Annotated in this window: 20 protein-coding genes; 13 read left to right on the plus strand and 7 right to left on the minus strand. The window is 70.9% G+C overall.

Features of this window, described 5'->3' with window-relative positions:
• Positions 1 to 211 precede the first annotated feature (211 nt).
• Positions 212 to 808: a CDP-alcohol phosphatidyltransferase family protein gene (locus ACZ5U5_RS36975; RefSeq protein WP_469030786.1), complete on the minus strand. Its 597-nt coding sequence runs from the start codon at positions 806 to 808 to the stop codon at positions 212 to 214.
• Here ACZ5U5_RS36975 and ACZ5U5_RS36980 point away from each other — a divergent pair.
• Positions 807 to 1412 carry a GNAT family N-acetyltransferase gene (locus ACZ5U5_RS36980; protein WP_469030788.1) on the plus strand — a complete coding sequence of 202 codons (606 nt, stop codon included), beginning with the start codon at positions 807 to 809 and terminating at the stop codon, positions 1410 to 1412. The two genes, ACZ5U5_RS36975 and ACZ5U5_RS36980, sit on opposite strands and share 2 nt — an antisense overlap.
• A gap of 29 nt (positions 1413 to 1441) precedes the next feature.
• Here the strand turns inward: ACZ5U5_RS36980 and ACZ5U5_RS36985 are convergent, their stop codons facing one another.
• Complete coding sequence (locus ACZ5U5_RS36985) at positions 1442 to 2431, minus strand: NADP-dependent oxidoreductase (RefSeq protein WP_469030790.1); 990 nt, start codon at positions 2429 to 2431, stop codon at positions 1442 to 1444.
• A gap of 101 nt (positions 2432 to 2532) precedes the next feature.
• On the opposite strand from ACZ5U5_RS36985, the gene ACZ5U5_RS36990 reads away from it, so the two are divergent.
• Both ACZ5U5_RS36990 and ACZ5U5_RS36995 read left to right on the plus strand, forming a co-directional pair.
• On the plus strand, positions 2533 to 3465 hold the full coding sequence (locus ACZ5U5_RS36990; protein WP_469030791.1) for a LysR family transcriptional regulator: 933 nt from the start codon (positions 2533 to 2535) through the stop codon (positions 3463 to 3465).
• A 190-nt stretch (positions 3466 to 3655) separates the two neighbouring features.
• Entirely contained in the window at positions 3656 to 3784 is a 129-nt protein-coding gene (locus ACZ5U5_RS36995) for a hypothetical protein (protein ID WP_469030792.1), read from the plus strand.
• 33 nt (positions 3785 to 3817) lie between these two features.
• Here the strand turns inward: ACZ5U5_RS36995 and ACZ5U5_RS37000 are convergent, their stop codons facing one another.
• Complete coding sequence (locus tag ACZ5U5_RS37000; protein WP_469030794.1) at positions 3818 to 5425, minus strand: purple acid phosphatase family protein; 1608 nt, start codon at positions 5423 to 5425, stop codon at positions 3818 to 3820.
• A gap of 151 nt (positions 5426 to 5576) precedes the next feature.
• Between ACZ5U5_RS37000 and ACZ5U5_RS37005 the strand changes: the two genes are divergently transcribed.
• On the plus strand, positions 5577 to 6617 hold the full coding sequence (locus ACZ5U5_RS37005) for a 3-isopropylmalate dehydrogenase (RefSeq protein WP_469030795.1): 1041 nt from the start codon (positions 5577 to 5579) through the stop codon (positions 6615 to 6617).
• A 246-nt stretch (positions 6618 to 6863) separates the two neighbouring features.
• A complete protein-coding gene (locus ACZ5U5_RS37010; protein ID WP_469030796.1) occupies positions 6864 to 7961 on the plus strand; it encodes a branched-chain amino acid aminotransferase in 1098 nt (365 codons plus the stop codon).
• A 335-nt stretch (positions 7962 to 8296) separates the two neighbouring features.
• Here ACZ5U5_RS37010 and ACZ5U5_RS37015 read toward each other — a convergent pair whose 3' ends face one another.
• A complete protein-coding gene (locus ACZ5U5_RS37015; protein WP_469030798.1) occupies positions 8297 to 9715 on the minus strand; it encodes a cytosine permease in 1419 nt (472 codons plus the stop codon).
• 162 nt (positions 9716 to 9877) lie between these two features.
• Here ACZ5U5_RS37015 and ureA point away from each other — a divergent pair, with 162 nt between their 5' ends.
• The 8 genes from ureA to ACZ5U5_RS37055 all read left to right on the plus strand — a co-directional run bounded on the left by ureA (position 9878) and on the right by ACZ5U5_RS37055 (position 19747).
• Positions 9878 to 10582 (plus strand): urease subunit gamma, encoded by a 705-nt coding sequence (ureA, locus tag ACZ5U5_RS37020; RefSeq protein WP_469030799.1) that lies wholly within the window; start codon positions 9878 to 9880, stop codon positions 10580 to 10582.
• Positions 10579 to 12300, plus strand: coding sequence for an urease subunit alpha (locus ACZ5U5_RS37025; protein ID WP_469030800.1), 1722 nt, complete (start codon positions 10579 to 10581; stop codon positions 12298 to 12300). The genes ureA and ACZ5U5_RS37025 overlap by 4 nt, the downstream gene beginning before the upstream one ends.
• A gap of 11 nt (positions 12301 to 12311) precedes the next feature.
• On the plus strand, positions 12312 to 13349 hold the full coding sequence (locus ACZ5U5_RS37030) for an agmatine deiminase family protein (RefSeq protein ID WP_469030802.1): 1038 nt from the start codon (positions 12312 to 12314) through the stop codon (positions 13347 to 13349).
• 14 nt (positions 13350 to 13363) lie between these two features.
• Positions 13364 to 13972 carry a TetR/AcrR family transcriptional regulator gene (locus ACZ5U5_RS37035; protein WP_469030803.1) on the plus strand — a complete coding sequence of 203 codons (609 nt, stop codon included), beginning with the start codon at positions 13364 to 13366 and terminating at the stop codon, positions 13970 to 13972.
• A 129-nt stretch (positions 13973 to 14101) separates the two neighbouring features.
• Entirely contained in the window at positions 14102 to 15361 is a 1260-nt protein-coding gene (locus ACZ5U5_RS37040) for a TolB family protein (protein WP_469030805.1), read from the plus strand.
• Between the two features lie 380 nt (positions 15362 to 15741).
• Positions 15742 to 17346, plus strand: a complete 1605-nt coding sequence (gene cimA, locus ACZ5U5_RS37045; protein ID WP_469030806.1) for a citramalate synthase — start codon at positions 15742 to 15744, stop codon at positions 17344 to 17346.
• A 61-nt stretch (positions 17347 to 17407) separates the two neighbouring features.
• The gene (locus tag ACZ5U5_RS37050; protein WP_469030807.1) at positions 17408 to 18775 is read left to right on the plus strand and encodes a hypothetical protein; all 1368 of its coding nucleotides are present in this window, start codon (positions 17408 to 17410) and stop codon (positions 18773 to 18775) included.
• A 78-nt stretch (positions 18776 to 18853) separates the two neighbouring features.
• Positions 18854 to 19747, plus strand: coding sequence for an alpha/beta fold hydrolase (locus ACZ5U5_RS37055; protein ID WP_469030809.1), 894 nt, complete (start codon positions 18854 to 18856; stop codon positions 19745 to 19747).
• Here ACZ5U5_RS37055 and ACZ5U5_RS37060 read toward each other — a convergent pair.
• From ACZ5U5_RS37060 to ACZ5U5_RS37070, 3 genes are all read right to left on the minus strand, one after another.
• The gene (locus ACZ5U5_RS37060; RefSeq protein WP_469030810.1) at positions 19744 to 19932 is read right to left on the minus strand and encodes a hypothetical protein; all 189 of its coding nucleotides are present in this window, start codon (positions 19930 to 19932) and stop codon (positions 19744 to 19746) included. The genes ACZ5U5_RS37055 and ACZ5U5_RS37060 overlap by 4 nt on opposite strands.
• A gap of 127 nt (positions 19933 to 20059) precedes the next feature.
• Entirely contained in the window at positions 20060 to 21052 is a 993-nt protein-coding gene (locus tag ACZ5U5_RS37065) for an SDR family NAD(P)-dependent oxidoreductase (RefSeq protein ID WP_469030811.1), read from the minus strand.
• Positions 21053 to 21098: 46 nt separating this feature from the next.
• Entirely contained in the window at positions 21099 to 21635 is a 537-nt protein-coding gene (locus ACZ5U5_RS37070) for a hypothetical protein (RefSeq protein WP_469030813.1), read from the minus strand.
• Between the last annotated feature and the right edge of the window lie 299 nt (positions 21636 to 21934).

Consider the following 21934-nt stretch of genomic DNA (forward strand, 5'->3'; position numbering starts at 1 on the left):
TCTGGCGGCATCGGGTACGGGCCGTGCCGCGACCTCCCCGGCGATGAACGCGGCGCTCATCGCGTGCTCCAACGGGAAGCCGAGGCTGTGCCGGGCTCCGGGCGCCGGTGGGTGAGGGGCAGCGGTGACGTCGGGCCCGAGCCCGCACCGAGCGCTCTGGCGGCCTCGGATACGGGCCGCGCCGCGGCCTCCCCGGTGATGCAAGCCGCGCTCATCGCCGGCCCCCCGCGGGAGTCGGGCCCAACTCCCGCCACAGCCGGGCGAGTCGCAGCCCCGCTGTCAGTGCCGAGCCCGCCGCGATCGCCGCGAGTACCGGCACGAACCAGCCGGAAGCCGCCGCGAGGATCACGAGGGCGCAGCGTTCCGTCTTGCCGACCGGGCCCCCGTTCAGGCGGGGCGCGCCCGCCGCCGCGCCCGCGAGCGACACCCAGGAAGGGAGCGTCGCCGCGAGGCCCGCCGTCGCCACCAGCCACAGCGGGGCCAGTGTCAGGAAGCCCGCGAGCACGACCAGGTCGGCGGCCCGGTCGCCCAGTTCGTTCAGGAGCGCGCCGCGCCGGGTCATGCGGCCCGTGTCACGGGCCAGCGCTCCGTCGAGGTTCGCGAAGGCGAGACGCGCGGCGAGCAGCACGGCCACCGGGAGCGCCGCGAAGGGCGTCGGCAGCCAGGCGAGTGCCGCCGCGGCGCCCGCCGCGCAGAGCACACCGGCCGCAGTGACAGTGTCGGGCGACACCTCCCGGCGGGCGAGCGCGCCGCGTACGCCGGACAACCGGTCCGCGTACCAGGGCTTGAGAGCGTAGAGGCCGTTCATGGCACTGACTCTGCCGCCGCCCCGCCGCGGTGAAATCGGCGTGCGTACTCAGATCTGGCCTGAGTACGGTGGAGAGGTGACCACGCTGCGTACGGCCCACACCTGCGATCTCGACCCGACCGAACTCCGTGCCGCCCGCGCCCTGATGGACGACGCGTTCGACGGGGACTTCAGTGACCAGGACTGGGAGCACGGCCTCGGCGGCATGCACGCCCTGGTGCACGACGACTCCGGCCTCCTCCTCGCGCACGGCTCCGTGGTGCAGCGCCGAATCCTGCACAACGGCCGTTCACTGCGCGTCGGTTACGTCGAAGCGGTCGCCGTCCGCCCGGACCGGCAGCGGCAGGGTCTGGGCGGGCAGGTGATGGGCGCCCTGGAGCGGGTGATCGACCGGGCGTACGTTCTGGGCGCGCTCTCGGCGTCGGACGAGGGGGAGCGGCTCTACCTCGGGCGCGGCTGGCAGCGGTGGAAGGGCTCGGTCGGCACCCTCGGCCCGCAGGGCGTGATCCCCATGCCGGACGAGGAACCCCCGCTCCTGTGGGGCGCCGACTTCGACCCGGCGCACGAACTCCTCATCGACTGGCGTGACGGGGACATCTTCTAGCCGGTTTGCAGGCGGTTTGCAGGCGGCTCCTAGGCGCGGACGATGATCTTGCCCAGGTTCTCGCCGCGCAGCATCCCCAGGAACGCGTCCACGATGGAGCCGAAGCCCTCCACCACGGTCTCGTCGAGCCCGACGCGCCCGCTCTGCAGATGCGGCACCACGAACTCGTACAACTCCTCCTGCACCGCGTAGTGGTCGCGGACCAGGAAGCCCTCCATGCGCAGGCTCTTCTCGACGATGTCGGGGAGATTGCGCAGGGCGTACGGCGTGCCGGTGCTGTTGTACTGGGCGATCGTGCCGATGCGTACGATCCGCCCGTACGCGCGCAGCGAGGAGATGGCCGCTTCGAGGTGCTCGCCGCCGACGTTGTCCATGTAGAGGTCGATCCCGTCGGGCGCCGCCTTCGCGAGCAGCTCGGCCGTCGGGCCTGCGCGGTAGTCGAAGACGTCGTCGTAGCCGACGTGTTCCGTCAGGTACGCCGCCTTCGCCGCCGTGCCCGCGCTGCCGACGAGCCGCCCCGCGCCCATCAGCCGGGCGAGCCGCCCGGTGGCCGTGCCGACGCCGCCGCCGGCCGCGGAGACGAACACGTCCTGCCCCGGGCGGAGTTCGGCGATGCGGGTGAGGCCGACGTATGCCGTGAGGCCCGTGCCGCCGAGGATGCTCAGGTGCGCGGAGAGCGGTACGCCCTCGAAGCGGGGGACGGCGCGTGCCTCGTCGGGGGTGACGACGGTGTGCGTGCGCCAGCCCTGCCGGTGGAAGACGATCTCGCCCTCGCGGAGCGCGGGGTCGCGGGACTCGATGACACGGCCGAGGGTGCGGCCCTCCAGGGGCGCGTTCAGGGCGAAGTCCCCGTCCATCATCTCGCGGTGGTAGGGGTCCACCGACCAGTACAGGTTCTCCACCAGGGCGGTGCCCGGGGCGGGTTGGGGCAGCGCGGACTCGACGAAGGCGAAGTGGTCGGGGGTGGGGAAGCCGTGGGGGCGGGCGGTCTGGTGCACGGTGAGCGCGGTCTCGGTCATGGCGGTGACCGTACGGAGGAATGCGGGGGCCGGGGAGAGGGTTGCGCTCATGGAACGGCCCGAACCATGAAGAGCCCTCATAGAAGCAGGTGGGACCCACGATGAGCGCTGCTGGAACGCCGAACGCGACCACCGCCGCCACCGACCTCGCCCCGCACGAACTCCGCATCCTCGTCGCCGTCGACCGCGAGCGCGGGTTCTCGGCGGCGGCCGAGACACTCGGGGTGACACAGTCCGCGGTCTCGCACTCCATCCGCGGGACGGAACGCAAGGTCGGCGCCGTCCTCTTCGAACGCGGCCGCAAGGGCGCGACCCCGACCCCGGCCGGCGTTGCCGCCGCCGCCCACGCCCGGCGTGTCCTGCGGCTCCTGGACACCCTGGCCGCCGAGGCCCGCGGCGCCGCGCACGGCACGGTCGCGGGAGTGCTGCGCATCGCCGCGTTCCGCAGCGTGGCCCTGCATCTGCTGCCGCCCGTCCTGGAGCGGCTCACCGCCCGCCATCCCGGCATCGAGCCACAGGTGCGCGTGGTCCGCGAACTGGGGGCCGGGACCGCGGGTGAGGTGGCGGAGGGGCGCGCCGACCTCGGCATCGCGACGATCGGGGCGAACTCGCCGGTGCCCGCCGGGCTCATCGGTGACGTACTCATCGAGGAGCCGTACTCGCTGGTGCATCCGGCGGGGCACCCCGACCCGCGCTCCCTGCCCCTCGTGGACTGGCACGAGAACTGCGGCTCTTACACCCGGCAGTGGTGGGCCGGACAGGACTGGATCCCGAAGGCGACCGTGCTGACCGAGGACGACGGAGCGGTGCTCTCGATGGTGAGCAGGGGGCACGGCATGGCGATCATGCCCGCGCTCTCGCTGAACGGAGCACCGGACGGAATCGAGATCACCGATCTCGGTCCGGAGCGCCCGTCGCGTTCCGTGGGCTACGTCACCACGCCGGAGCTGGCCTCCACGGTCGCTGTCCGCGCCCTCATCCGCGAGCTCAGGGCCGCCGACGGAGGGGTCGTGGGGGAAGGCCGTCTCAGATAGTAGGAAGTCCGAGTAATTGTGGAGACAGACGCTCCGTCCTCCCTTAGCTTTGTAGGAGCCGAACGTCTCGCTCGATCAAGCGAATGGCGGTCGTGAGCCGGAGCCCCATGCAGGCAACCCCTGCGGCTCCGCCGCTCCCCGCCTCTCCGGCGTCTCGAAATACCGCCTTCCCTCAAGGAGTGGATCTCCCATGGCCGAGACGACCGCACGCCGAGTCCGCCACGCCTCCCGTACCAACGATGCCGACCGCAGGAAGGCCGCCGCAGCCCTGCAGCGCGCCCTCGACCGCAGGGACAACGGCGGCGAGACGGGTCACTGACCCGCCCGCCCCCGAGCCCCTGCTTTCGAGCCCCTACTTTCCGCGCACCACCTCGAAGTGGTCCACGCGCTCTCCGCTCTCGGCGAGCGCGGAGACCGTCAGCTTCGGGTGCGCGCCGGCCGTCACCTCCACCGCGAGGAACGAGAAGCCGGTGTACCGCACCCGTGACCACTCCACGGTGTCCGGCTCGTGGCGGCGTGACTTGGTCCAGTGGAACGACCGGATCGCATCCCGGTCGTCGGCATGGCCCTCGTAGCTGTCCTTCACGCCCGCCGGAAAGTCGTAGAGGTCCTTGCCCGCGCCGCCCGCGGTGACGTACACGATGCCGTCGCGCGTCGGATCAGTCGACGCGCCGACCGGAACGGGCTTGCCGACCTCGCCGCCCTTGATCGCGTCGGTGCGCTCGTAGACGTGGTTGTGGCCGTTGACGACCAGATCGACCTGGTGCTTGGTGAACAACTCCAGCCACGCGTCGCGCACCCCGCCGTCGGACCCGTGCGTCGCCGTCGAGTACATGCAGTGGTGGAAGAAGACCACGATGAAGTCGACGGTCTCGTCCGCGCGCAGTTCGCCGAGGCGCTTGTCCAGCCACGCGCTCTGCTTGCCGTCCGTGTAGCCCTTGTTGGCCGGGATCTCGTACGAGACGTCGTTCGCGTCGAGCGCGACGACGCCGACATTGCCGTACGTGAAGGAGTAGACGCCCGGCGCGTTCTTCGGGTCGAAGCCGTTCTCGGGCAGCGACCAGCGGGCGGACTGGCCGCCGTAGCCGTTCGGCGAGTACCACGCCTCCATGTCGTGATTGCCGGTCGTCACCATCCACGGGACCGACTTCGCCACGGACTCCGTCTGGGCCATGAAGGTGTCCCAGACGCGTGCGTCGTACGTGTCGGACTCCTTGCCGTGCCCGGTGCTGTCCGCGTAGCAGATGTCGCCCGCGTGCAGATGGAAGGACGGGTTCTGGCCCAGGATCAACTGGTCGTTGGCGAGCGCGTCGTAGCTCACGCCCTGGTCGCCGAAGGCGGTGAACACGAACCTCTCCGGTGTCGCGGGCGCCGTGCGGAAGGAGCCGATCGTCGCCATCCGCTCGGGCGAGGCCGGGTCGAAGCCCTCGTGGCCGACCCCGTAGTAGTACGTCGTGCCGGGCTTCATGCCGTCGAGTGCCGCGTGCAGGTAGTACTGCTCGACCTTGGGCAGCTTCTTCGACAGGGACGGGGTGTGCAGGTCGCGCACCTCCGCCTCGATCTTCCGGCTCAGCTCCCAGGGCTTCAATCCCACCCGCAGATACGGGGACTTGACCGCGAAGGGCACCTGCCAGGAGACCCGCATCTGTGTCTTGGGGTCGGCCCCGAAGGCGAGATGCCGGGCGAAGGGCGCCACCAGCTTGCCGTCGACCTTGACCGGCGCGGACGGCGCGGATGCCGCGGTGAGGGGGCTCGACGCCGACGCGCTCTCGCCGTGGGCGCTGCCCGAGCCGCCCGAACTGCCCGCGAGCAGGCCGATGCCGCCGACCGTCCCGGCCGCGGCGAACGAACTGGCGAGGACCTTGCGCCGGGACAGCTTCCTGCGGAGGTACTCGTGCTGCTCCGGCATGCTCATCCCGGCCGCGAGCCGCTCCGGTATGCCGACGTTGGGGGTGTCCATGCCCATACAACTTCCCGGTGACGCGCAACTCCCGCCCGGCCTCAGGGTGAAGGGAGGGTGGCCATGTGATGACGCACCCATGGCGTGACCAGGGGTGTCCGCATGTCGGACTGCGTGTGTCATCCCCTGGGACGGCGCGTAGGCTGCTGGCATGTCTCGCAGCATCAATCTCGCAGTGATCCCCGGTGATGGAATCGGCCAGGAAGTCGTGGCCCAGGGGCTCAAGGTCCTCAATGCCGTCCTCCCGCAGGATGTGAAGCTGGAGACCAAGGAGTTCGACTTCGGCGCCAAGCGCTACCACGCGACCGGTGAGACCCTCACCGACGCCGACGTCGAGGCCCTCAAGCAGTACGACGCGATCCTCCTCGGCGCGATCGGTGACCCCTCGGTCCCGTCCGGTGTCCTGGAGCGCGGCTTCCTGCTGAAGCTCCGCTTCCTCTTCGACCACCACGTCAACCTGCGGCCGTCGAAGCTGCTCCCGGGTGTCGCGACCCCGCTCAAGGGCCAGCCCGAGATCGACTTCATCGTCGTACGCGAAGGAACCGAGGGCCCGTACACGGGCAACGGCGGCTCGATCCGCACGGGCACCCCGCACGAGGTCGCCACCGAGGTCTCCGTCAACACCGCCTTCGGTGTGGAGCGCGTGGTCCGTGATGCCTTCGCCCGCGCGCAGGCCCGCCCGCGCAAGAAGCTGACGCTGGTCCACAAGAACAACGTCCTCGCGTACGCCGGGCACCTCTGGACGAACGTCTTCAACGAGGTGGCGAAGGAGTTCCCGGACGTCACCACGGACTACATCCACGTCGACGCCGCGACGATCTACCTCGTCACCGACCCCGGCCGTTTCGACGTGATCGTCACCGACAACCTCTTCGGCGACATCATCACCGACCTCGCGGCTGCCGTCTCCGGCGGCATCGGCGTCGCGGCCTCCGGCAACATCAACCCGAGCCGCGAGTTCCCGTCGATGTTCGAGCCCGTGCACGGCTCTGCGCCGGACATCGCGGGCCAGGGCAAGGCCGACCCGTCGGCCACCGTCCTGTCCGTCGCGCTGCTTCTGCGTCACCTCGGCTACGAGGACCAGGCGGGGCGCATCGAGACCGCCGTCTCGGCCGACCTCGCGGAGCGCGGCGAAACGGTCCGCACGACCGAGCAGATCGGCGACGCGCTCGCCGTACGAGTAGCGGGCTGACCCGGTAGCTCGTCCTTACGACACAGAAGCCGCCGGGTCTGGTCTGACGACCCGGCGGCTTCTCGTATGCGGCTCCGGGTGCCACCATCGACCCCTGGGCCGCATTCACGCTGTTTCTTCCTTGGCGCCACGCGAGCGATAATCGAACGTGGGGCCGCGGAATGCAGGGTTACTCGGACGTCCTAGTACGAGAAGTACTGGCGTGAGCGCGGTCCGTCACCATCACACCGTGAAGGACTAGTACTCATGACGACGACGCCGGCACCCACGATCGAGCTCAAGCCCACCTCGAGCCCGCTGTCCAAGGCGGAGCGCGAGGCGATTTTGGCCAACCCCGGGTTCGGCCGCCACTTCACCGACCACATGGTGACGATCAAGTGGACGGAGGGGCGCGGCTGGCACGACGGCCAGCTCGTGCCGTACGGCCCGCTCTCGCTCGACCCGGCGACCAACGTCCTGCACTACGCGCAGGAGATCTTCGAGGGCCTGAAGGCCTACCGGCAGCCCGACGGCTCGGTGGCCTCCTTCCGCCCCGACGCCAACGCGGAGCGCTTCCAGCGGTCGGCACGGCGGCTCGCGATGCCGGAGCTGCCGGTCGAGACGTTCATCGAGGCGTGCGACGCGCTGGTGAGGGCGGACAAGGCGTGGGTGCCGGCGCACGGCGGCGAGGAGTCGCTCTACCTGCGGCCGTTCATGATCGCCAGTGAGGTCGGCCTGGGCGTGAAGCCCGCCAACGAATACCTCTTCATCGTCATTGCCTCGCCCGCGGGCGCGTACTTCCCCGGTGGCGTCAAGCCCGTCTCCATCTGGCTGTCGGAGGACCGCGTGCGCGCCGTCCCCGGTGGCGTGGGCGACGCCAAGACCGGCGGCAACTACGCGGCGTCCCTGCTCGCGCAGGCCGAGGCCGCGGAGAAGGGCTGCGACCAGGTCGCCTACCTGGACGCCGTGGAGCACAAGTGGGTCGAGGAGCTCGGCGGCATGAACCTGTACTTCGTGTACGGAGACAAGATCGTCACCCCGACGCTGACGGGCTCGCTGCTCGCCGGGATCACCCGCGACTCGCTGCTCACGGTCGCCCAGGACCTCGGCTACACGTCGGAGGAGTCGCGCGTCTCGATCGACCAGTGGCAGGCGGACACCTCCGAGGGCACGCTGACGGAGGTCTTCGCGTGCGGCACGGCCGCGGTGATCACCCCCGTGGGCACGGTCAAGTGCCGCTCGGGCGAGTGGACCCAGAGCGGCGGCGAGCCGGGCCCGGTCACGATGAAGCTGCGCGAGGCGCTGCTCGACGTGCAGCGGGGAACGGCGAAGGACCAGCACGGCTGGATGCACGACCTCGGCTGAGGGTTCCCTGCGGGTTCCCTGCGGGGCTTGGGCGGGCTGCGGGGCTGGTCCGTCGGGGGTGCGGGGCCGCGCCGGTATGTCCGTCCTCGCTATCGTCCGGTGACCGCGGGGCTCCTTCGGCGAGGGAGCCCCGCGAACCGTGCTCCGGGCAGACATACCGGCACGTCCCCTCGCGAGCGCTGCCGACTGCGGCTGATCGATGGCTGATCGCTGTGTCGCTGCGGGGTACTCGGGTGGGTGGGCGGAAAAGCTTGTTCGTCCAGGGTCGGATGCGGGGTGACCGGGCGGGCGGGTGGGGAGGTCTGTTCGGGCAGGTAAGGCTGCGGGCGGGCTGATCAGGGGGTCACGCTGAGCGCAGGTTCCACAGGCTCCGGAGCCCGACCCCGCTCAAGGGCCACGTACGCCAAGCCCCCCACCACCCCCGACAGCAGGAAACTGCAGTCCACCCCGGCGGTGAGGGAGAGCAGCGGCCCTTCGTAGGAGGGGAGCGAGACCGCCGCGAGGCCGACCACCGCGCCAAGGGCCCAGCTCACCGTCGCCGGGATGTTCCACCCCGCCCGGTACCAGTAGATCCCGCCCCGGGAGCGGCGGTTGAAGACCTGGAGCGCCTCCGCGTCGTACACGCCGCCGCAGCGGACGAAGCCGAGCAGGGTGATCACCGCCCACGGTGTGCCGATCGCGGTGAGGAGGAGGACGAAGGACGTCATCGCGTCCTGCGCCTCCCACGCGTAGTGGCCCACGAACACGCACCCCGTGGCGACCACCGCCACGGTGTACGTCGCGCGGGCCCGCGACGCCCGCGGCAGGATCGCGTCGAGGTCCAGGCCCATCGAGTACAGCATCAGGCCCGCGTTGCCGACCGAGCCCGCGGAGGCGGCCAGGAGGAGCGGGACCAGGTACCAGCCGGGGGCCGCCGAGACCAGCGGCCCGGCATAGTCGAGCGCCGCCCCCGCCGCGTACGCCGTGAACGTACCGAAGAGCTGCGGGACGAGGAGCCCGGCGAGCAGGCCGACCCACGACGCCCGCAGCACCGTGCGGGAGCTGTGGCGGATGGGGGAGACGTAGCGCGTGTAGTCGCCCAGGAGCGTGATGAACGCGATCGGCCCGCTCAGGCCCGCCGCCACCAGGGCCAGGAGCCACGTCGGCCAAAACGAGCCCAGGAGATAGCCGCCCGCGTCGGGGAGCGCCGACGTCGTGAAGTCGGGGGCGTAGGCCACCGCCCCGAGGATCAGGAGTGCCGTCATGCCGACCGCCAGGACGCGCGAGAGGCGCAGCAGCACCCGGTAGCCGTAGACCGCGCCCGCCACCGTGGCGGCGGCGAGGAGCGCGTACACGAGCCCGTACGAGAGGCCGCTCGCCGGAAGTCCCGTCAGGCGGTGCAGCACGCCCACCATCACGTCGCCGCCGATCCAGATGGTCAGCGCGGTGTAGCCGAGGGACAGGAGGAGGCCGACGACCGAGCCGACAAGGCGGCCCCGCACGCCGAACTGGGCTCCGGATGAGGTGGAGAGGTTCGTGCCCGTACGGAGCGAGACCAGGGCCAGCGGGGCGGTCAGGGCCGTGCCGATGACCGTGCCCGCCACCACCGAGGTGACGGACGCCCACCAGCCGAGGCCGAACGACACCGGCAGCCAGCCGAAGACGATCACCCCCAGGCAGAGGTTGGAGCCGAGCAGGATCGAGATGAGATCGCGGGGGCCGCTGGTGCGTTCCCCGTCCGGGATGGTGTCGACTCCGCGCTGTTCTATCGGCATGAGGGTGCCCCTGACGCTCGATCGTGGCCGCCTGCGCACACAGGCTGCCGGACGACTGTTTGAGTGCCGCTCAATGTGACCTGAGTCAAGCTCGCACGTCAATGTTTCCGTCACATCAATCTCGTGGTTAGAGTGATGTTCAAACGACGGAGGTGTGGTGGAGTGCGGCTTACCCCCACGGAACGCGACCGGCTGCTGCTCTTCGGGGCCGCCGAGCTGGCCAGGGCCCGCAAGGCGCGTGGCCTCAGACTCAACGTCCCCGAGGCGACCGCCCTGATAGCGGACACGGTGTGCGAGGCGGCCCGCGACGGGGCCAGGCTCGCCGAGGCGATCGAGCGTGCGCGCTCGGTCCTCGGGCCTGACGACGTCCTGCCGGGCGTCGCGGATGTGGTGACCGAGGTGCATGTGGAGGCCGTCTTCGACGACGGCTCCCGGCTCGCGGTCGTCGCGCAGCCCATCGGGGCGGGGCTGGGGAGCGAGGCTCCCGGAGCGCTGCTGCCCGGACCTGAGCATGCGGAGCCCGCGCCCGTCGCGACGATCGCCGTGCGCAACACCGCCACCGTGCCCGTCTCCGTCACCTCGCACTTCCACTTCTTCGAGGCCAACCCCCGGCTCGACTTCGACCGCTCGGCCGCCTACGGCATGCGGCTCGCGGTGCCCGCCGGGTCCTCGGTCCGCTTCGGGCCCGGCGAGAGCGCCGAGGTCGGGCTCCTTCCGATCGGCGGCGAACGGATCGCGATCGGATTCGCCGGCCTCGTCGACGGGCCGCTGGACGCGCCGGGTGCCCGCGAAGAGGCCCTGCGCCGCGCCGCCGCCTGCGGCTACCTCGGCATACCGGAAACGACTGAGCAGGAGGTCGAGCGATGAGCCGCCCCGGAGGCCACCCCGCCGAAGCACGCCGCCTCACCCCGTACGAGTACGCCGCCACGCACGGCCCCCGAGCCGGCGACCGCGTCAGGCTCGGCGACTCGGGCCTGACCGTCCGGGTGGAGTCCGACGCGCAGAAGTACGGCGAGGAGTTCCTCGCCGGGTTCGGCAAGACCGCCCGCGACGGACTGCACCTGAAGGCCGCCGCCGTCCGCGAGACCTGTGACGTCGTCATCAGCAACGTGCTGGTGATCGACGCCGTGCAGGGCATCCGCAAGGTGTCGATCGGCATCCGCGAAGGCCGTATCCACGCCATCGGGCGGGCCGGCAACCCCGACACCCTGGACGGCGTCGACGTCGTCGTCGGCACCGGCACCTCCATCGTCTCGGGCGAGGGGCTCATCGCCACCGCCGGAGCCGTGGACACCCACGTGCACCTGCTCTCACCGCGCATCATGGAGGCCTCGCTGGCCTCCGGCGTCACCACCGTCATCGGCCAGGAATTCGGGCCCGTATGGGGCGTCGGCGTCAACTCGCCCTGGGCGCTGCGGCACGCGTTCAACGCCTTCGACGCCTGGCCGGTCAACATCGGCTTCCTGGGCCGGGGTTCGTCCTCGCACGACGCCCCACTCGTCGAGGCCCTCGCCGAGGGCGGGGCCTCGGGCTTCAAGGTGCACGAGGACATGGGCGCCCACACACGTGCCCTTGACACCGCGCTGCGGGTCGCCGAAGAGCATGACGTGCAAGTCGCCCTGCACAGCGACGGGTTGAACGAATGCCTGTCCGTCGAGGACACCCTGAAGGTCCTCGAAGGCCGCACCATCCACGCCTTCCACATCGAGGGATGCGGCGGCGGGCACGTGCCCAACGTGCTGAAGATGGCGGGCGTGCCGAACGTGATCGGCTCCTCCACCAACCCCACCCTGCCCTTCGGGCGCGACGCCGTCGCCGAGCACTACGGCATGATCGTCTCGGTCCACGACCTGAAGACCGACCTGCCGGGCGACGCGGCCATGGCACGTGACCGCATCCGCGCCGGGACCATGGGCGCAGAGGACGTGCTGCACGACCTGGGCGCCATCGGCATCACCTCGTCCGACGCGCAGGGCATGGGCCGCGCGGGCGAGACCGTACGCAGGACCTTCGCGATGGCCGGGAAGATGAAGGCCGAGCTCGGCCCCATGGAGGGCGACGGTGACGGGGACGACAACGCGCGCGTCCTGCGCTACATGGCCAAGCTCACCATCAACCCCGCCATCGCCCACGGCCTCGCCCACGAGGTCGGTTCCATCGAGGTCGGCAAGATGGCCGACATCGTGCTCTGGCGGCCCGAATTCTTCGGCGCCAAACCGCAGTTGGTCCTGAAGTCGGGCTTCCCCGCCTACGGGGTCGTGGGCGACCCGAACGCCGCGACCGACACCTGCGAGCCCCTCGTGCTCGGCCCGCAGTTCGGCGCGTACGGCTCGACGCCCGCCGACATCTCGGTGGCCTTCGTCGCGCAGGCCGCCGTCGACCAGGGCAACGACAAAATGCCGACCCGGCGGCGCCGCGTCGCCGTGCGCGGTACCCGCGGCATCGGGCCCGCCGACCTGCGGCTCAACTCCCGCACCGGCTCCATCGACGTCGACCAACGCTCCGGCCTGGTCACGCTCGACGGCGACCCGGTCCGGTCCGAGCCCGCAGACTCCGTCCCCCTCAACCGCCTCTACTTCCTTTAAGGGTGTACGTCATGAGCGCTGCCGCCGACGGCTTCCGCATGCCCGCCGAGTGGGCCCCGCACGAGCGCACCTGGATGGCGTGGCCGTGCCCCAACCCGACCTTCGACGACCCCTCGGGCCTGGACGAGTCCCGCCTCGCCTGGGCGAACGTCGCCCGTGCCGTACGCCGCTTCGAGCCGGTCACCGTGGTCTGCGGACCCGCACAGGCCGCGTACGCGACCGAGCTCCTCGGCCCGGACATCGAGGTGGTGGAGCGGGAGCTCGACGACGCCTGGATGCGGGACATCGGGCCGACCTTCCTCACCGACGGCAAGGGCGGCCTTGCCGCCGTCGACTGGACGTTCAACGGCTGGGGCGCCCAGGAATGGGCCCGCTGGGACCACGACGCGAAGATCGGCGCGTACGTCGCCGACCTCGCCGGGGCCCGGACGTACCCCTCGACGCTGGTGAACGAGGGTGGCGGCATCCACGTCGACGGCGAGGGCACCGTCCTGCTCACCGAGACGGTGCAGCTGGGCCCCGAGCGCAACCCCGGGTGGACCAAGGAGCAGGTCGAGGCGGAGATCCACGCCCGCCTCGGCACCACGAAGGCGATCTGGCTGCCGCGCGGCCTCACCGCCGACTATCCCGGGCACGGCTTCGGCACCCTCGGCCACGTCGACATCGTCGCCGCCTTCGCCGCGCCGGGTGTCGTCCTCGTGCACTCCCAGCGGAATCCCGACCACCCGGATCACGAGGTCAGCAAGGAGGTCGTCGCCGCCCTCACCGGACAGAAGGACGCGCGCGGCCGCACCCTGCGCATCGTCGAGGTGCCCGCCCCGACCGTTTTGAAAGACGACGAGGGCTGGGTCGACTACTCCTACATCAACCACTACCTCTGCAACGGCGGAGTCGTCCTGTGCGCCTTCGGCGACCCCCACGACGAGCTCGCGGCCGGCATCTTCCGCGGCCTCTTCCCCGACCGTACGGTGACGCTCGTCGACGCCCGTACGATCTTTGCCGGGGGTGGTGGCATCCACTGCATCACCCAGCAGCAGCCGAAGGTGTGATCAAGGAGAACGTGATGGCAGGCCAGGCCCGCGCGCGGAAGAACGCCCCACCGCGCGAGGACGTCCTCGCCGCCGCCATGGAGATGATCGCCGAGCGCGGCCTGGAGAAGCTGACCATGGCCGCGCTCGGCCGTGAGGTCGGCATGAGCAGCGGCCACCTCCTCTACTACTTCCGCACCAAGGACGAGCTGCTCCTGCGCACCCTGGAGTGGAGCGAGTCCGCGCTCGGCGCCGAGCGCGGCCGGCTGCTCGCCCGGCAAGGCACGGCCCGCGAGCGCCTCGACGCGTACGTCGACCTGTACGTCCCCGACGCCCCCGGCGACCCGCACTGGACGCTCTGGCTGGAGGTCTGGAACCGCTCCCTCAACGCCGACGACGACGAGCGCGACCGGCAGGTCGCCATCGAGAGCGCCTGGCACCGCGACCTGGTGGCGCTGCTCGCCGAAGGCGTGTCGCGAGGCGAGTTCCGCGCCCTGGACCCCGACCGGTTCGCCGCCCGGCTGCGGGCGCTGCTCGACGGATTCTCCATCCACGTGGCGATCGGGCTGCGCGGCACGGGACGTGACCAGATCCTGGACCACGTACGGGAGTTCCTCGACGGAGCGCTCGGCTCAGGATCGTAAGACCCGTAGACCCTCGTCTAGGTTGTACGTATTTCTGCGGATTGTGTGTTTCCTGATGGTGCGCTTGTATCCCCTGTGGGCCCTCGGCCCATTCGCACTGAACTTTGAGCAACCACGGGGGAATTGACCATGCACAGCACCAAGCGCCGCGCCGCCCTGGCCGCCGCCGCACTCGTCGCGGCGGTCACCGCCACGACGCTGCCCGCCGCCTTCGCCGCGCCCGCGGCCGACGCGCCCCGCACTGAGGGCGTCAGCGTCACGGCCGACGGCAAGGCCGCTGATGACCGCTCGGCGGGGGCCGTGATCAGCCGGAACGGCAGGTACGCCGCCTTCGACTCCGCTGCCACCGACCTGGCCGCGGGCGACACCAATGGCCTGAACGACATCTTCGTACGCGATCTGCGTACCCGGAAGACCGAGCGGATCGCCCTCGAAGGGCGTGACGTCAGGAGCCCCTCGCTGAGCGCCGACGGGCGTTACGTTGCCATGATCACCAGCCCCGCGGACGCCTACTCGGTGTCCGACGTCCGGCTCTACGACCGCAGGACCAAGAAGTTCGAGCGCCTCGACGTCGAGCTGCCCGACGGCTACCCCGGGGACAGTGCGGGCAGTGTCTCCCTGAGCGCGAACGGCCGCTACGCCGTGTTCAGCACGGACGGGCCGCAGTTCGACGGCACGGCGGTCTTCCTGCGCGACCGGAAGGCAGGCACCACCGAGAAGGTCAGCCACCCGTACACGGGCGGCGACGGGGAGCGCAACGCCCACTCGCCGACCGTCAGCGACGACGGCCGCCGCGTCGCGTACGCGACCTCCTTCGTCAACGGCCCGCGCGGCGACGACTGGAGCGACCTCTGGGTGCGCGACCGCGGGACCGGGAAGTTGACGCAGGCCGACCGTTCCCACGACGGCTCCAAGACCGAGAAGGAGTCCCTCGCCCCGTCCATCAGCGGAGACGGCCGCACCGTCGTCTTCGAGTCCCGTGACACCCATCTCGTCCCGAACGACGACGACGCCGCCTGGAACGTCTTCGTGCACGACCTCGCGTCCGGCGAGAACCAGCGCATCCACGGCACCCAGGGCGGCCCCGGCCAGGCCTACACCCGCTCGCCCGCCATCAGCGCCGACGGCCGCCATCTGACGTTCATGTCGGAGCTCACCGAGGCCGGCGCCGAGTACGGCAAGGAGTGGCCCGTCTACCTGCGGGACCTGAAGAAGGGCAGCACCACGCTCGTCACGCCGGACACCACGGGCGGCGCGGCCTCGGCACAGGTCGCTCCCGGCGGCATCTCGGCGGACGCCCGCCGTATCGCCTTCCTCAGCGGCGACGAAACTTTGCTGAGCGGCGACACGAACGACGGCGACGACGCCTTCGTGCGCCACGTGCGCTGACGCCTGACCGTCGTGCGGGCGGCGCGTCCCACGCGTCGCCCGCGTCGAGGTAGCCCGCGTCGGGTGTCCCATGACGTCCACGTACGCCCGCATCGTGAGACGGGGCAGCGCGGTGTGTGCGGGCTGTGGCAGGCTGCCACCGTGCTCTCGTTCGCCATGATTATTGGCAGCAGGCGCGCCGGTCCGCAGTGACCGTCTCGTACCACCATGTACGGGCGGACACCGTCGTCTCTCAGACCCGCGCGCAAACCTCTCGTACCCACGAGGGGTTTTTTCGTTTCCTGGCCCAACATCAGCCGGACGCGGAGCGCGAGGGATCATTGAGGCGGTGGAGCCGGTCATTCCGGTAGACCGAGATCCGACACAGGAGCCAGATCAGCATGACGGAAACCAGCACACCCGACGATGCGTTCCACGTCTTTGACACCACGCTGCGCGACGGCGCGCAGCGCGAGGGAATCAACCTGACCGTCGCGGACAAGCTGACCATCGCCCGGCACCTGGACGACTTCGGCGTGGGCTTCATCGAGGGCGGCTGGCCGGGCGCCAACCCCCGCGACACCGAGTTCTTCGCCCGCGCTCAGCAAGAGATCACCTTCCGGCACGCCCAGCTCGTCGCCTTCGGCGCCACGCGCCGCGCCGGTGGCTCGGCGGCCACGGACCAGCAGGTCAACGCCCTGCTTGAGTCCGGTGCCCCGGTCATCACGCTCGTCGCCAAAGCCCATGACCGGCACGTCGAGCTCGCCCTGCGCACCACTCTGGAGGAGAACCTGGAGATGGTGCGCGACACCGTCTCCTACCTCCGTGACCAGGGGCGGCGCGTCTTCGTCGACTGCGAGCACTTCTTCGACGGCTACCGCGCCAACCCCGAGTACGCGAAAGCCGTCGTCCGTACGGCCTCCGAGGCGGGCGCCGACGTCGTCGTCCTGTGTGACACCAACGGCGGCATGCTCCCCGCCCAGGTCAAGGCCATCGTCGGCACCGTCATCGCCGACACCGGCGCCCGGCTCGGCATCCACGCGCAGGACGACACGGGGTGCGCGGTCGCCAACACCCTCGCCGCCGTCGACGCGGGCGCGACCCACGTCCAGTGCACGGCCAACGGCTACGGCGAACGGGTCGGCAACGCCAACCTCTTCCCCGTGGTCGGCGCCCTGGAGCTCAAGTACGGCAAGCAGGTCCTGCCCGAGGGCGCGCTGCGCGAGATGACCCGCGTGTCGCACGCCATCGCCGAGGTCGTGAACCTCACGCCCTCCACCCACCAGCCCTACGTGGGCGTATCGGCCTTCGCCCACAAGGCGGGCCTGCACGCCTCCGCGATCAAGGTCGACCCGGACCTCTACCAGCACATCGACCCGGACCTGGTGGGCAACCGCATCCGGATGCTGGTCTCGGACATGGCGGGGCGCGCCTCCATCGAGCTCAAGGGCAAGGAGCTCGGGATCGACCTGGGCGACGACCGGGCGCTGGTGGGCCGGGTCGTGGAGCGGGTCAAGGAGCGCGAGCTCAGCGGATACACGTACGAGGCCGCCGACGCGTCCTTCGAACTGCTGCTCCGCGAGGAGGTCGAGGGCCGGGCGCGCCGCTACTTCCGCGTCGAGTCCTGGCGGGCCATCGTCGAGGACCGCCCCGACGGCACGCACGCGAACGAGGCGACGGTGAAGCTGTGGGCCAAGGGCGAACGCATCGTCGCCACAGCGGAGGGAAACGGCCCGGTCAACGCGCTCGACCGGTCGCTCCGTGTCGGCCTGGAGCGGATCTACCCCCAGCTCGCCAAGATGGAGCTGGTCGACTACAAGGTGCGCATCCTGGAGGGCAAGCACGGCACGTCCTCCACGACCCGGGTACTGATCTCCACCAGCGACGGTGACGGTGAGTGGTCGACGGTGGGTGTGGCGGAGAACGTGATCGCGGCGTCGTGGCAGGCGCTGGAGGACGCCTACACCTTCGGTCTGCTGCGGGCGGGCGTCGAGCCGGTCGAGTAGTCGCCGTGGACGGGGTGCTCACGGACCTCCGTCGGGGGCCCGACTGAGTTAGCTTCGAAGTATGAGCAATGGGGCGAAGCGAATATTTGTCGCGCTGTCCGGGCTTCTCGTGTCCCTGGGTGCCGTGTCGTTCACGGCGGCGCCCGGGGCCGCGGCCGCCACCAGTGTCCCGGCTGTGGCCGACGCCTGGGAGAAGAGCCCGGTGTACGTGGATCCGGCCGCCTCGGACCAGCTGTCCGGGGCCGATGCGGATGCCATCGCGGAGAAGATCAAGGACGCCGACAAGCCCGTGTTCGTGGCGGTGCTGCCATCGGACTTCCCCAAACAGGCCCTCTTCGAGAAGCTGCGCACCGAGACCGGCGTGACCGGTGTGTACGGCATCCGCCTCGGCGACGCGTTCGACGCCAAGGCCGATGAGCAGGTGCTGAGCAAGGCGGCCGTCTCGAATCTCGTCACGACGTACGGGGACGAGGGCGACACCAAGACCCAGCTCAACGCCTTCGTCGACCAGGCGGTGAAGGACGCCCGCGGCTCCGCGCCGGCTTCCTGGGACGCCGGCGGCTCCGACAGCGGTACCCCCGTCGGTGCGCTGATCGGCGTGGGCGCGGTGCTGGTCGCGGGCGGCGGCGCCACGTACGCGGTGGTCCGGCGCAACCGGCGGCGCAAGGCCGAGGAGCAGCGGGTCGCCCTTGAGAAGCTGCGGGTCGTGGTGGACGAGGACATCACGGCGTACGGCGAGGAGCTGGACCGGCTCGACTTCCACCCCGCGGAGGCGGGAGCGGACGACGAGATGCGCGCGGACTACGAACGGGCCCTCGACTCGTACGAGAAGGCGAAGTCGTTCATGGCGGCGGCGCGGCGCCCCGAGGAGGTACGGGCCGTCACCCAGTCCCTGGAGGACGGCCGCTTCTCGCTCGCCCTGCTCGCCGCACGCCGTGAGGGCCGCCCGCTGCCGGAGCGGCGCGCCCCCTGCTTCTTCGACCCGCGGCACGGCCCGTCCGTCAAGGACGCCCAGTGGGCGCCGCCGGGCGGTGCCGAGCGGACGGTCCCGGTGTGCCTGGCGGACGCGACGCGCCTCGCGGACGGTGAGGAGCCGATGTCGCGGACGGTGGCCACGGAGTCGGGGGAGCGGCGGCCGTACTGGGAGGCGGGCCCGGCGTACGGACCCTGGGCCGGCGGCTACTTCGGCGGCGGCATGCTGCCGGGCCTCCTGATGGGCACGATGCTGGGCGGCATGATGGCGAGCCCGGCGTACGCGGCGGACTACGGCGGCGGTTACGGCGACTTCGGCGGCGGCGCGGGCGCCGGGTACGAGGGCGGCGACTACTCGGGCTCGGACTTCGACTCCGGGGACTTCGGCGGCGGGTTCGGGGGCGGGGACTTCGGTGGGGGTGGGGGTGGCGGGGACTTCGGGGGCGGAGGGTTCTAGCGGGTTGACGGCACAAAGCATTTGCGAGACGATACGTATCGTCTTAGTGAACGCCTCGTAGCTACGGAAGGTCATCCCATGGAGCCCCGGCAGCAGTACGTCGAGTCAGCCCCCGGCATCCGCCTGTGGACGGAGCGGCGCGGTGCTCCTGACGCTCCCGCCCTGCTCCTGATCATGGGCGCCCAGGCCTCCGGCCTCGGCTGGCCCGACGCCTTGGTCGACGCGCTCGCCGACCGGCATCAGGTCATCCGCTACGACCACCGGGACACGGGCCGCTCCACCTCAACATTTGATCAACGCCCTTACCTGATAACGGACTTGGCGCGGGACGCGGTAGCCGTCCTGGACGGTCTGGGAGTGGAGCGCGCACACCTGGTGGGCATGTCCCTCGGCGGCATGCTGACCCAACTGGTCCTCGCCGACCACCCCGAGCGCGTCCTCAGCGCCACGCTCATCGGCACCTGCGCGCTCAGCGAGACCCCGTACGTGGCACCGGACGGAACCAGCGTCCCCGTGGGCGAGCTCCCCGGCATCGCCCCGGAAGTCCTGGAGATGTGGTCCCGCCCGGTCGAGGACACGGGAGTCGAGGCGGAGCTGGACCGCAGGGTGGAGCACTGGCGCGTCCTGAACGGCCGCCAACTCGACGTGGATGAGGAGTACTTCCGCGAAGTGGAGCGCCGGATCATCGCCCACACGGGTACGCACATCGCCTCGACGGCCCACGCCCGAGCCGACGACTCCCACATGCTCCGCACCGACGAACTGGCCGCCACGAAGGTCCCCGTACTCGTCGTCTCCGCCCCCGCCGAGCCGGTGTTCCCGCCTCCGCACCCGCACCACCTGGCACAGGTCATCGGCGGCGGCAGCGCCCACATGGTGGAGATCCCGGGCATGGGCCACGCGCTGCCCCCGGCGGTCCAGGACCCGCTCGCGCAAGCGATCCTGACGCACGCCGAATCCGCCCGGCCCTAGGGCCGTTCGGCGCCCGCGTGCCACCAGCCCGGCGGCGAGGGGCCGACCATGCGGGACAGGGGCTGGGCCGGGTGCAGGCCCAGCGGGCTGAGCGCGTCAGCCCGGACGTGGATCACGTAGAAGCCCCGCCAGCGGCCGTCGGGGTCCGGGCCGCACATGTGGTCCCAGTACACGTCTCCCGGCATGAGCGGCATCCAGTCGATGCCCCGCTCACGCAGTCAAGCGCGGACGACCGCCGGGGGCCGCGGGCGGCCGGAGGCGTTCTCGTACGCCGCGATGGTGATCCACTCGTGCTGATCCGGGTCCATGCGGTCATGGTGCCAGACCCGCCAAGTCCGCCCCGCACCCCGTCAGTTCGGCGGAGAGCTGCCAGAGGCGGGCCGCCGCGTCGGGGTCGGTGGCCCATGGCTTGACGCCACCGGTCAGCATGTCGTCCGTCATGGCGGGCTCCGCCACATCGCAGTCCTGGCAGTACGCGCCGCCCTGCGCGTCGAGCAGCGGTGACGTCGCCGCCCACACCGCCGTGGCCGCACCCTGCGCCGGTGTCTTGAAGCCCTGCGCCGGTGTGCCGTCGGCGCTCATCCAGCCCTGCGCGATCTGTTCCGCGTGGGGGATGTGGCGCTGGAGGGGCGTGAGGATGCTGCCGGGGTGTACGGAGAAGGCCCGCGGGCCGCCGCCCGCCGCGCCCAGGGAGTCGAGGTGCACGGCGAAGAGCGCGTTCGCCGTCTTGGACTGGGCGTAGGCGAGCCAGCGGTCGTAGCCCTCGTCGAAGTGCGGGTCCGTCCAACGGATGTCGGAGAGGAAATGTCCGGACGAGGCCACGGACACCACGCGTGCGGCCGTGCCCCGACGCAGCGCCGGATAGAGGCGGTTGACGAGGGTGAAGTGCCCCAGGTGATTGATCGCGAAGTGGGACTCCCATGCACCGCCGGGACCGACACGGGCCTCGGGGCAGGCCATGACGCCGGCGTTGTTGATGAGGAGGTCCAGGGTGCGGTGATCGGCAAGGAAGCCTTCCGCGAAGTGCTTGACGCTGCCCTGGTCCGCCAGGTCCATCGCCCGCACCTCCACGCGGTCCGTGCCCCGCAATGCGTCCACCGCCGTACGAGGCCTGCGCGCCGGGACGACGACGCGCGCGCCCGCGTTCGTGAGCGCCCGGGTGATCTCCAGGCCGAGCCCGGAGTAGCCGCCGGTGACCAGCGCCGTCCTGCCCGAGAGGTCGACCCCGTCGAGTACCTCGTCCGCCGTGCTGAGCGCCCCGAACCCGCTGCCGATCCTGCGCTGTCGCTCCTGCTGTGTGGTCATGTGCGCGACGCTAGAAGCTGGACCGCGCTCTAACGCAAGGTGTGCCTCAGGTGCCCTGTGACGACGAGACGGACCAGCTCCCCGAATGGCCCGGCGGGAGCGCCAAGTCGCGCCGCACCGCCTGGTAATAGTCCTCGCGTGAGGTCCGCTGACGCTCCAGGAGGGCGGACCAGGCGTCGGGGTCCCTGATGTCCTCGCGCAGGAAGCGCTCCATGTCGATGACGGTGAGGACCCAGACCCGCGCCTTGTCCACCACGTCCGGCGTACCGAGCATCAACAGCGTCTCACCGGCCGGGTCCCGCGCGATGGCGGCCTCCGCCAGGTGGGGTGCCGCTTCCTGGGGAGTCAGGGGATGGGGGTGCGGGTCGTTGCCGAGATGGGCCGCGACGCGGTAGGTGAGCGTGACCGTCTGCTTCACGACGCGGGCGTAGTCGCTGTAGACGGCGAGGCGCCGCTCCTCCCAACGGGCAACCTGCTCCCGCTGGAAGCGGGCCCGGTCACCACGGGTGATCGCCAGATAGGAACCGAGCGCACCGACGATCACGCCTATCAGGGCGGGCAGTTGCTGCATGAAGTCCGACACGGCCGAACGGTATAGGAGGAACCGAGCGGCCGGGCCGGCAGCCGGCCGGATGAATACGCCCGGCGAAGGCCACCCGCCCCGGCCCCAGCACCCGCAAGGCCACCCAAGCCACCCACCCACCCCAAGCCGCAAACGAAACAAACAAACCCACCCACCCCAAGTCGCCGACGAAACGCACCCACCCACCCCAAGTAGCTGCGAAACAAACCCACCCACCCCAAGTCGCCGACCAAACAAACCCACCCACCCCACCCCTGTATGCGGGGTAATCGGGTGGGTGGGTGGGCAAGCATCCGTCG

Source organism: Streptomyces sp. NPDC033177 (genome assembly GCF_055577715.1).

Excerpts from the sequence above, each read along its gene's own strand:
- ACZ5U5_RS36975 (WP_469030786.1), bottom strand. The coding sequence starts at position 808 with ATGAACGGCCTCTACGCTCTCAAGCCCTGGTACGCGGACCGGTTGTCC.
- ACZ5U5_RS36995 (WP_469030792.1), top strand. The coding sequence starts at position 3,656 with ATGGCCGAGACGACCGCACGCCGAGTCCGCCACGCCTCCCGTACCAAC.
- ACZ5U5_RS36980 (WP_469030788.1), top strand. The coding sequence starts at position 807 with ATGGCACTGACTCTGCCGCCGCCCCGCCGCGGTGAAATCGGCGTGCGT.
- ACZ5U5_RS37010 (WP_469030796.1), top strand. The coding sequence starts at position 6,864 with ATGACGACGACGCCGGCACCCACGATCGAGCTCAAGCCCACCTCGAGC.
- ACZ5U5_RS37000 (WP_469030794.1), bottom strand. The coding sequence starts at position 5,425 with ATGGACACCCCCAACGTCGGCATACCGGAGCGGCTCGCGGCCGGGATG.
- ACZ5U5_RS37005 (WP_469030795.1), top strand. The coding sequence starts at position 5,577 with ATGTCTCGCAGCATCAATCTCGCAGTGATCCCCGGTGATGGAATCGGC.
- ACZ5U5_RS36990 (WP_469030791.1), top strand. The coding sequence starts at position 2,533 with ATGAGCGCTGCTGGAACGCCGAACGCGACCACCGCCGCCACCGACCTC.
- ACZ5U5_RS37025 (WP_469030800.1), top strand. The coding sequence starts at position 10,579 with ATGAGCCGCCCCGGAGGCCACCCCGCCGAAGCACGCCGCCTCACCCCG.
- ACZ5U5_RS37035 (WP_469030803.1), top strand. The coding sequence starts at position 13,364 with ATGGCAGGCCAGGCCCGCGCGCGGAAGAACGCCCCACCGCGCGAGGAC.
- ACZ5U5_RS37065 (WP_469030811.1), bottom strand. The coding sequence starts at position 21,052 with ATGACCACACAGCAGGAGCGACAGCGCAGGATCGGCAGCGGGTTCGGG.
- ACZ5U5_RS36985 (WP_469030790.1), bottom strand. The coding sequence starts at position 2,431 with ATGACCGAGACCGCGCTCACCGTGCACCAGACCGCCCGCCCCCACGGC.
- ACZ5U5_RS37030 (WP_469030802.1), top strand. The coding sequence starts at position 12,312 with ATGAGCGCTGCCGCCGACGGCTTCCGCATGCCCGCCGAGTGGGCCCCG.
- ACZ5U5_RS37050 (WP_469030807.1), top strand. The coding sequence starts at position 17,408 with ATGAGCAATGGGGCGAAGCGAATATTTGTCGCGCTGTCCGGGCTTCTC.
- ACZ5U5_RS37015 (WP_469030798.1), bottom strand. The coding sequence starts at position 9,715 with ATGCCGATAGAACAGCGCGGAGTCGACACCATCCCGGACGGGGAACGC.
- ACZ5U5_RS37040 (WP_469030805.1), top strand. The coding sequence starts at position 14,102 with ATGCACAGCACCAAGCGCCGCGCCGCCCTGGCCGCCGCCGCACTCGTC.
- ACZ5U5_RS37060 (WP_469030810.1), bottom strand. The coding sequence starts at position 19,932 with ATGCCGGGAGACGTGTACTGGGACCACATGTGCGGCCCGGACCCCGAC.
- ACZ5U5_RS37055 (WP_469030809.1), top strand. The coding sequence starts at position 18,854 with ATGGAGCCCCGGCAGCAGTACGTCGAGTCAGCCCCCGGCATCCGCCTG.
- cimA (WP_469030806.1), top strand. The coding sequence starts at position 15,742 with ATGACGGAAACCAGCACACCCGACGATGCGTTCCACGTCTTTGACACC.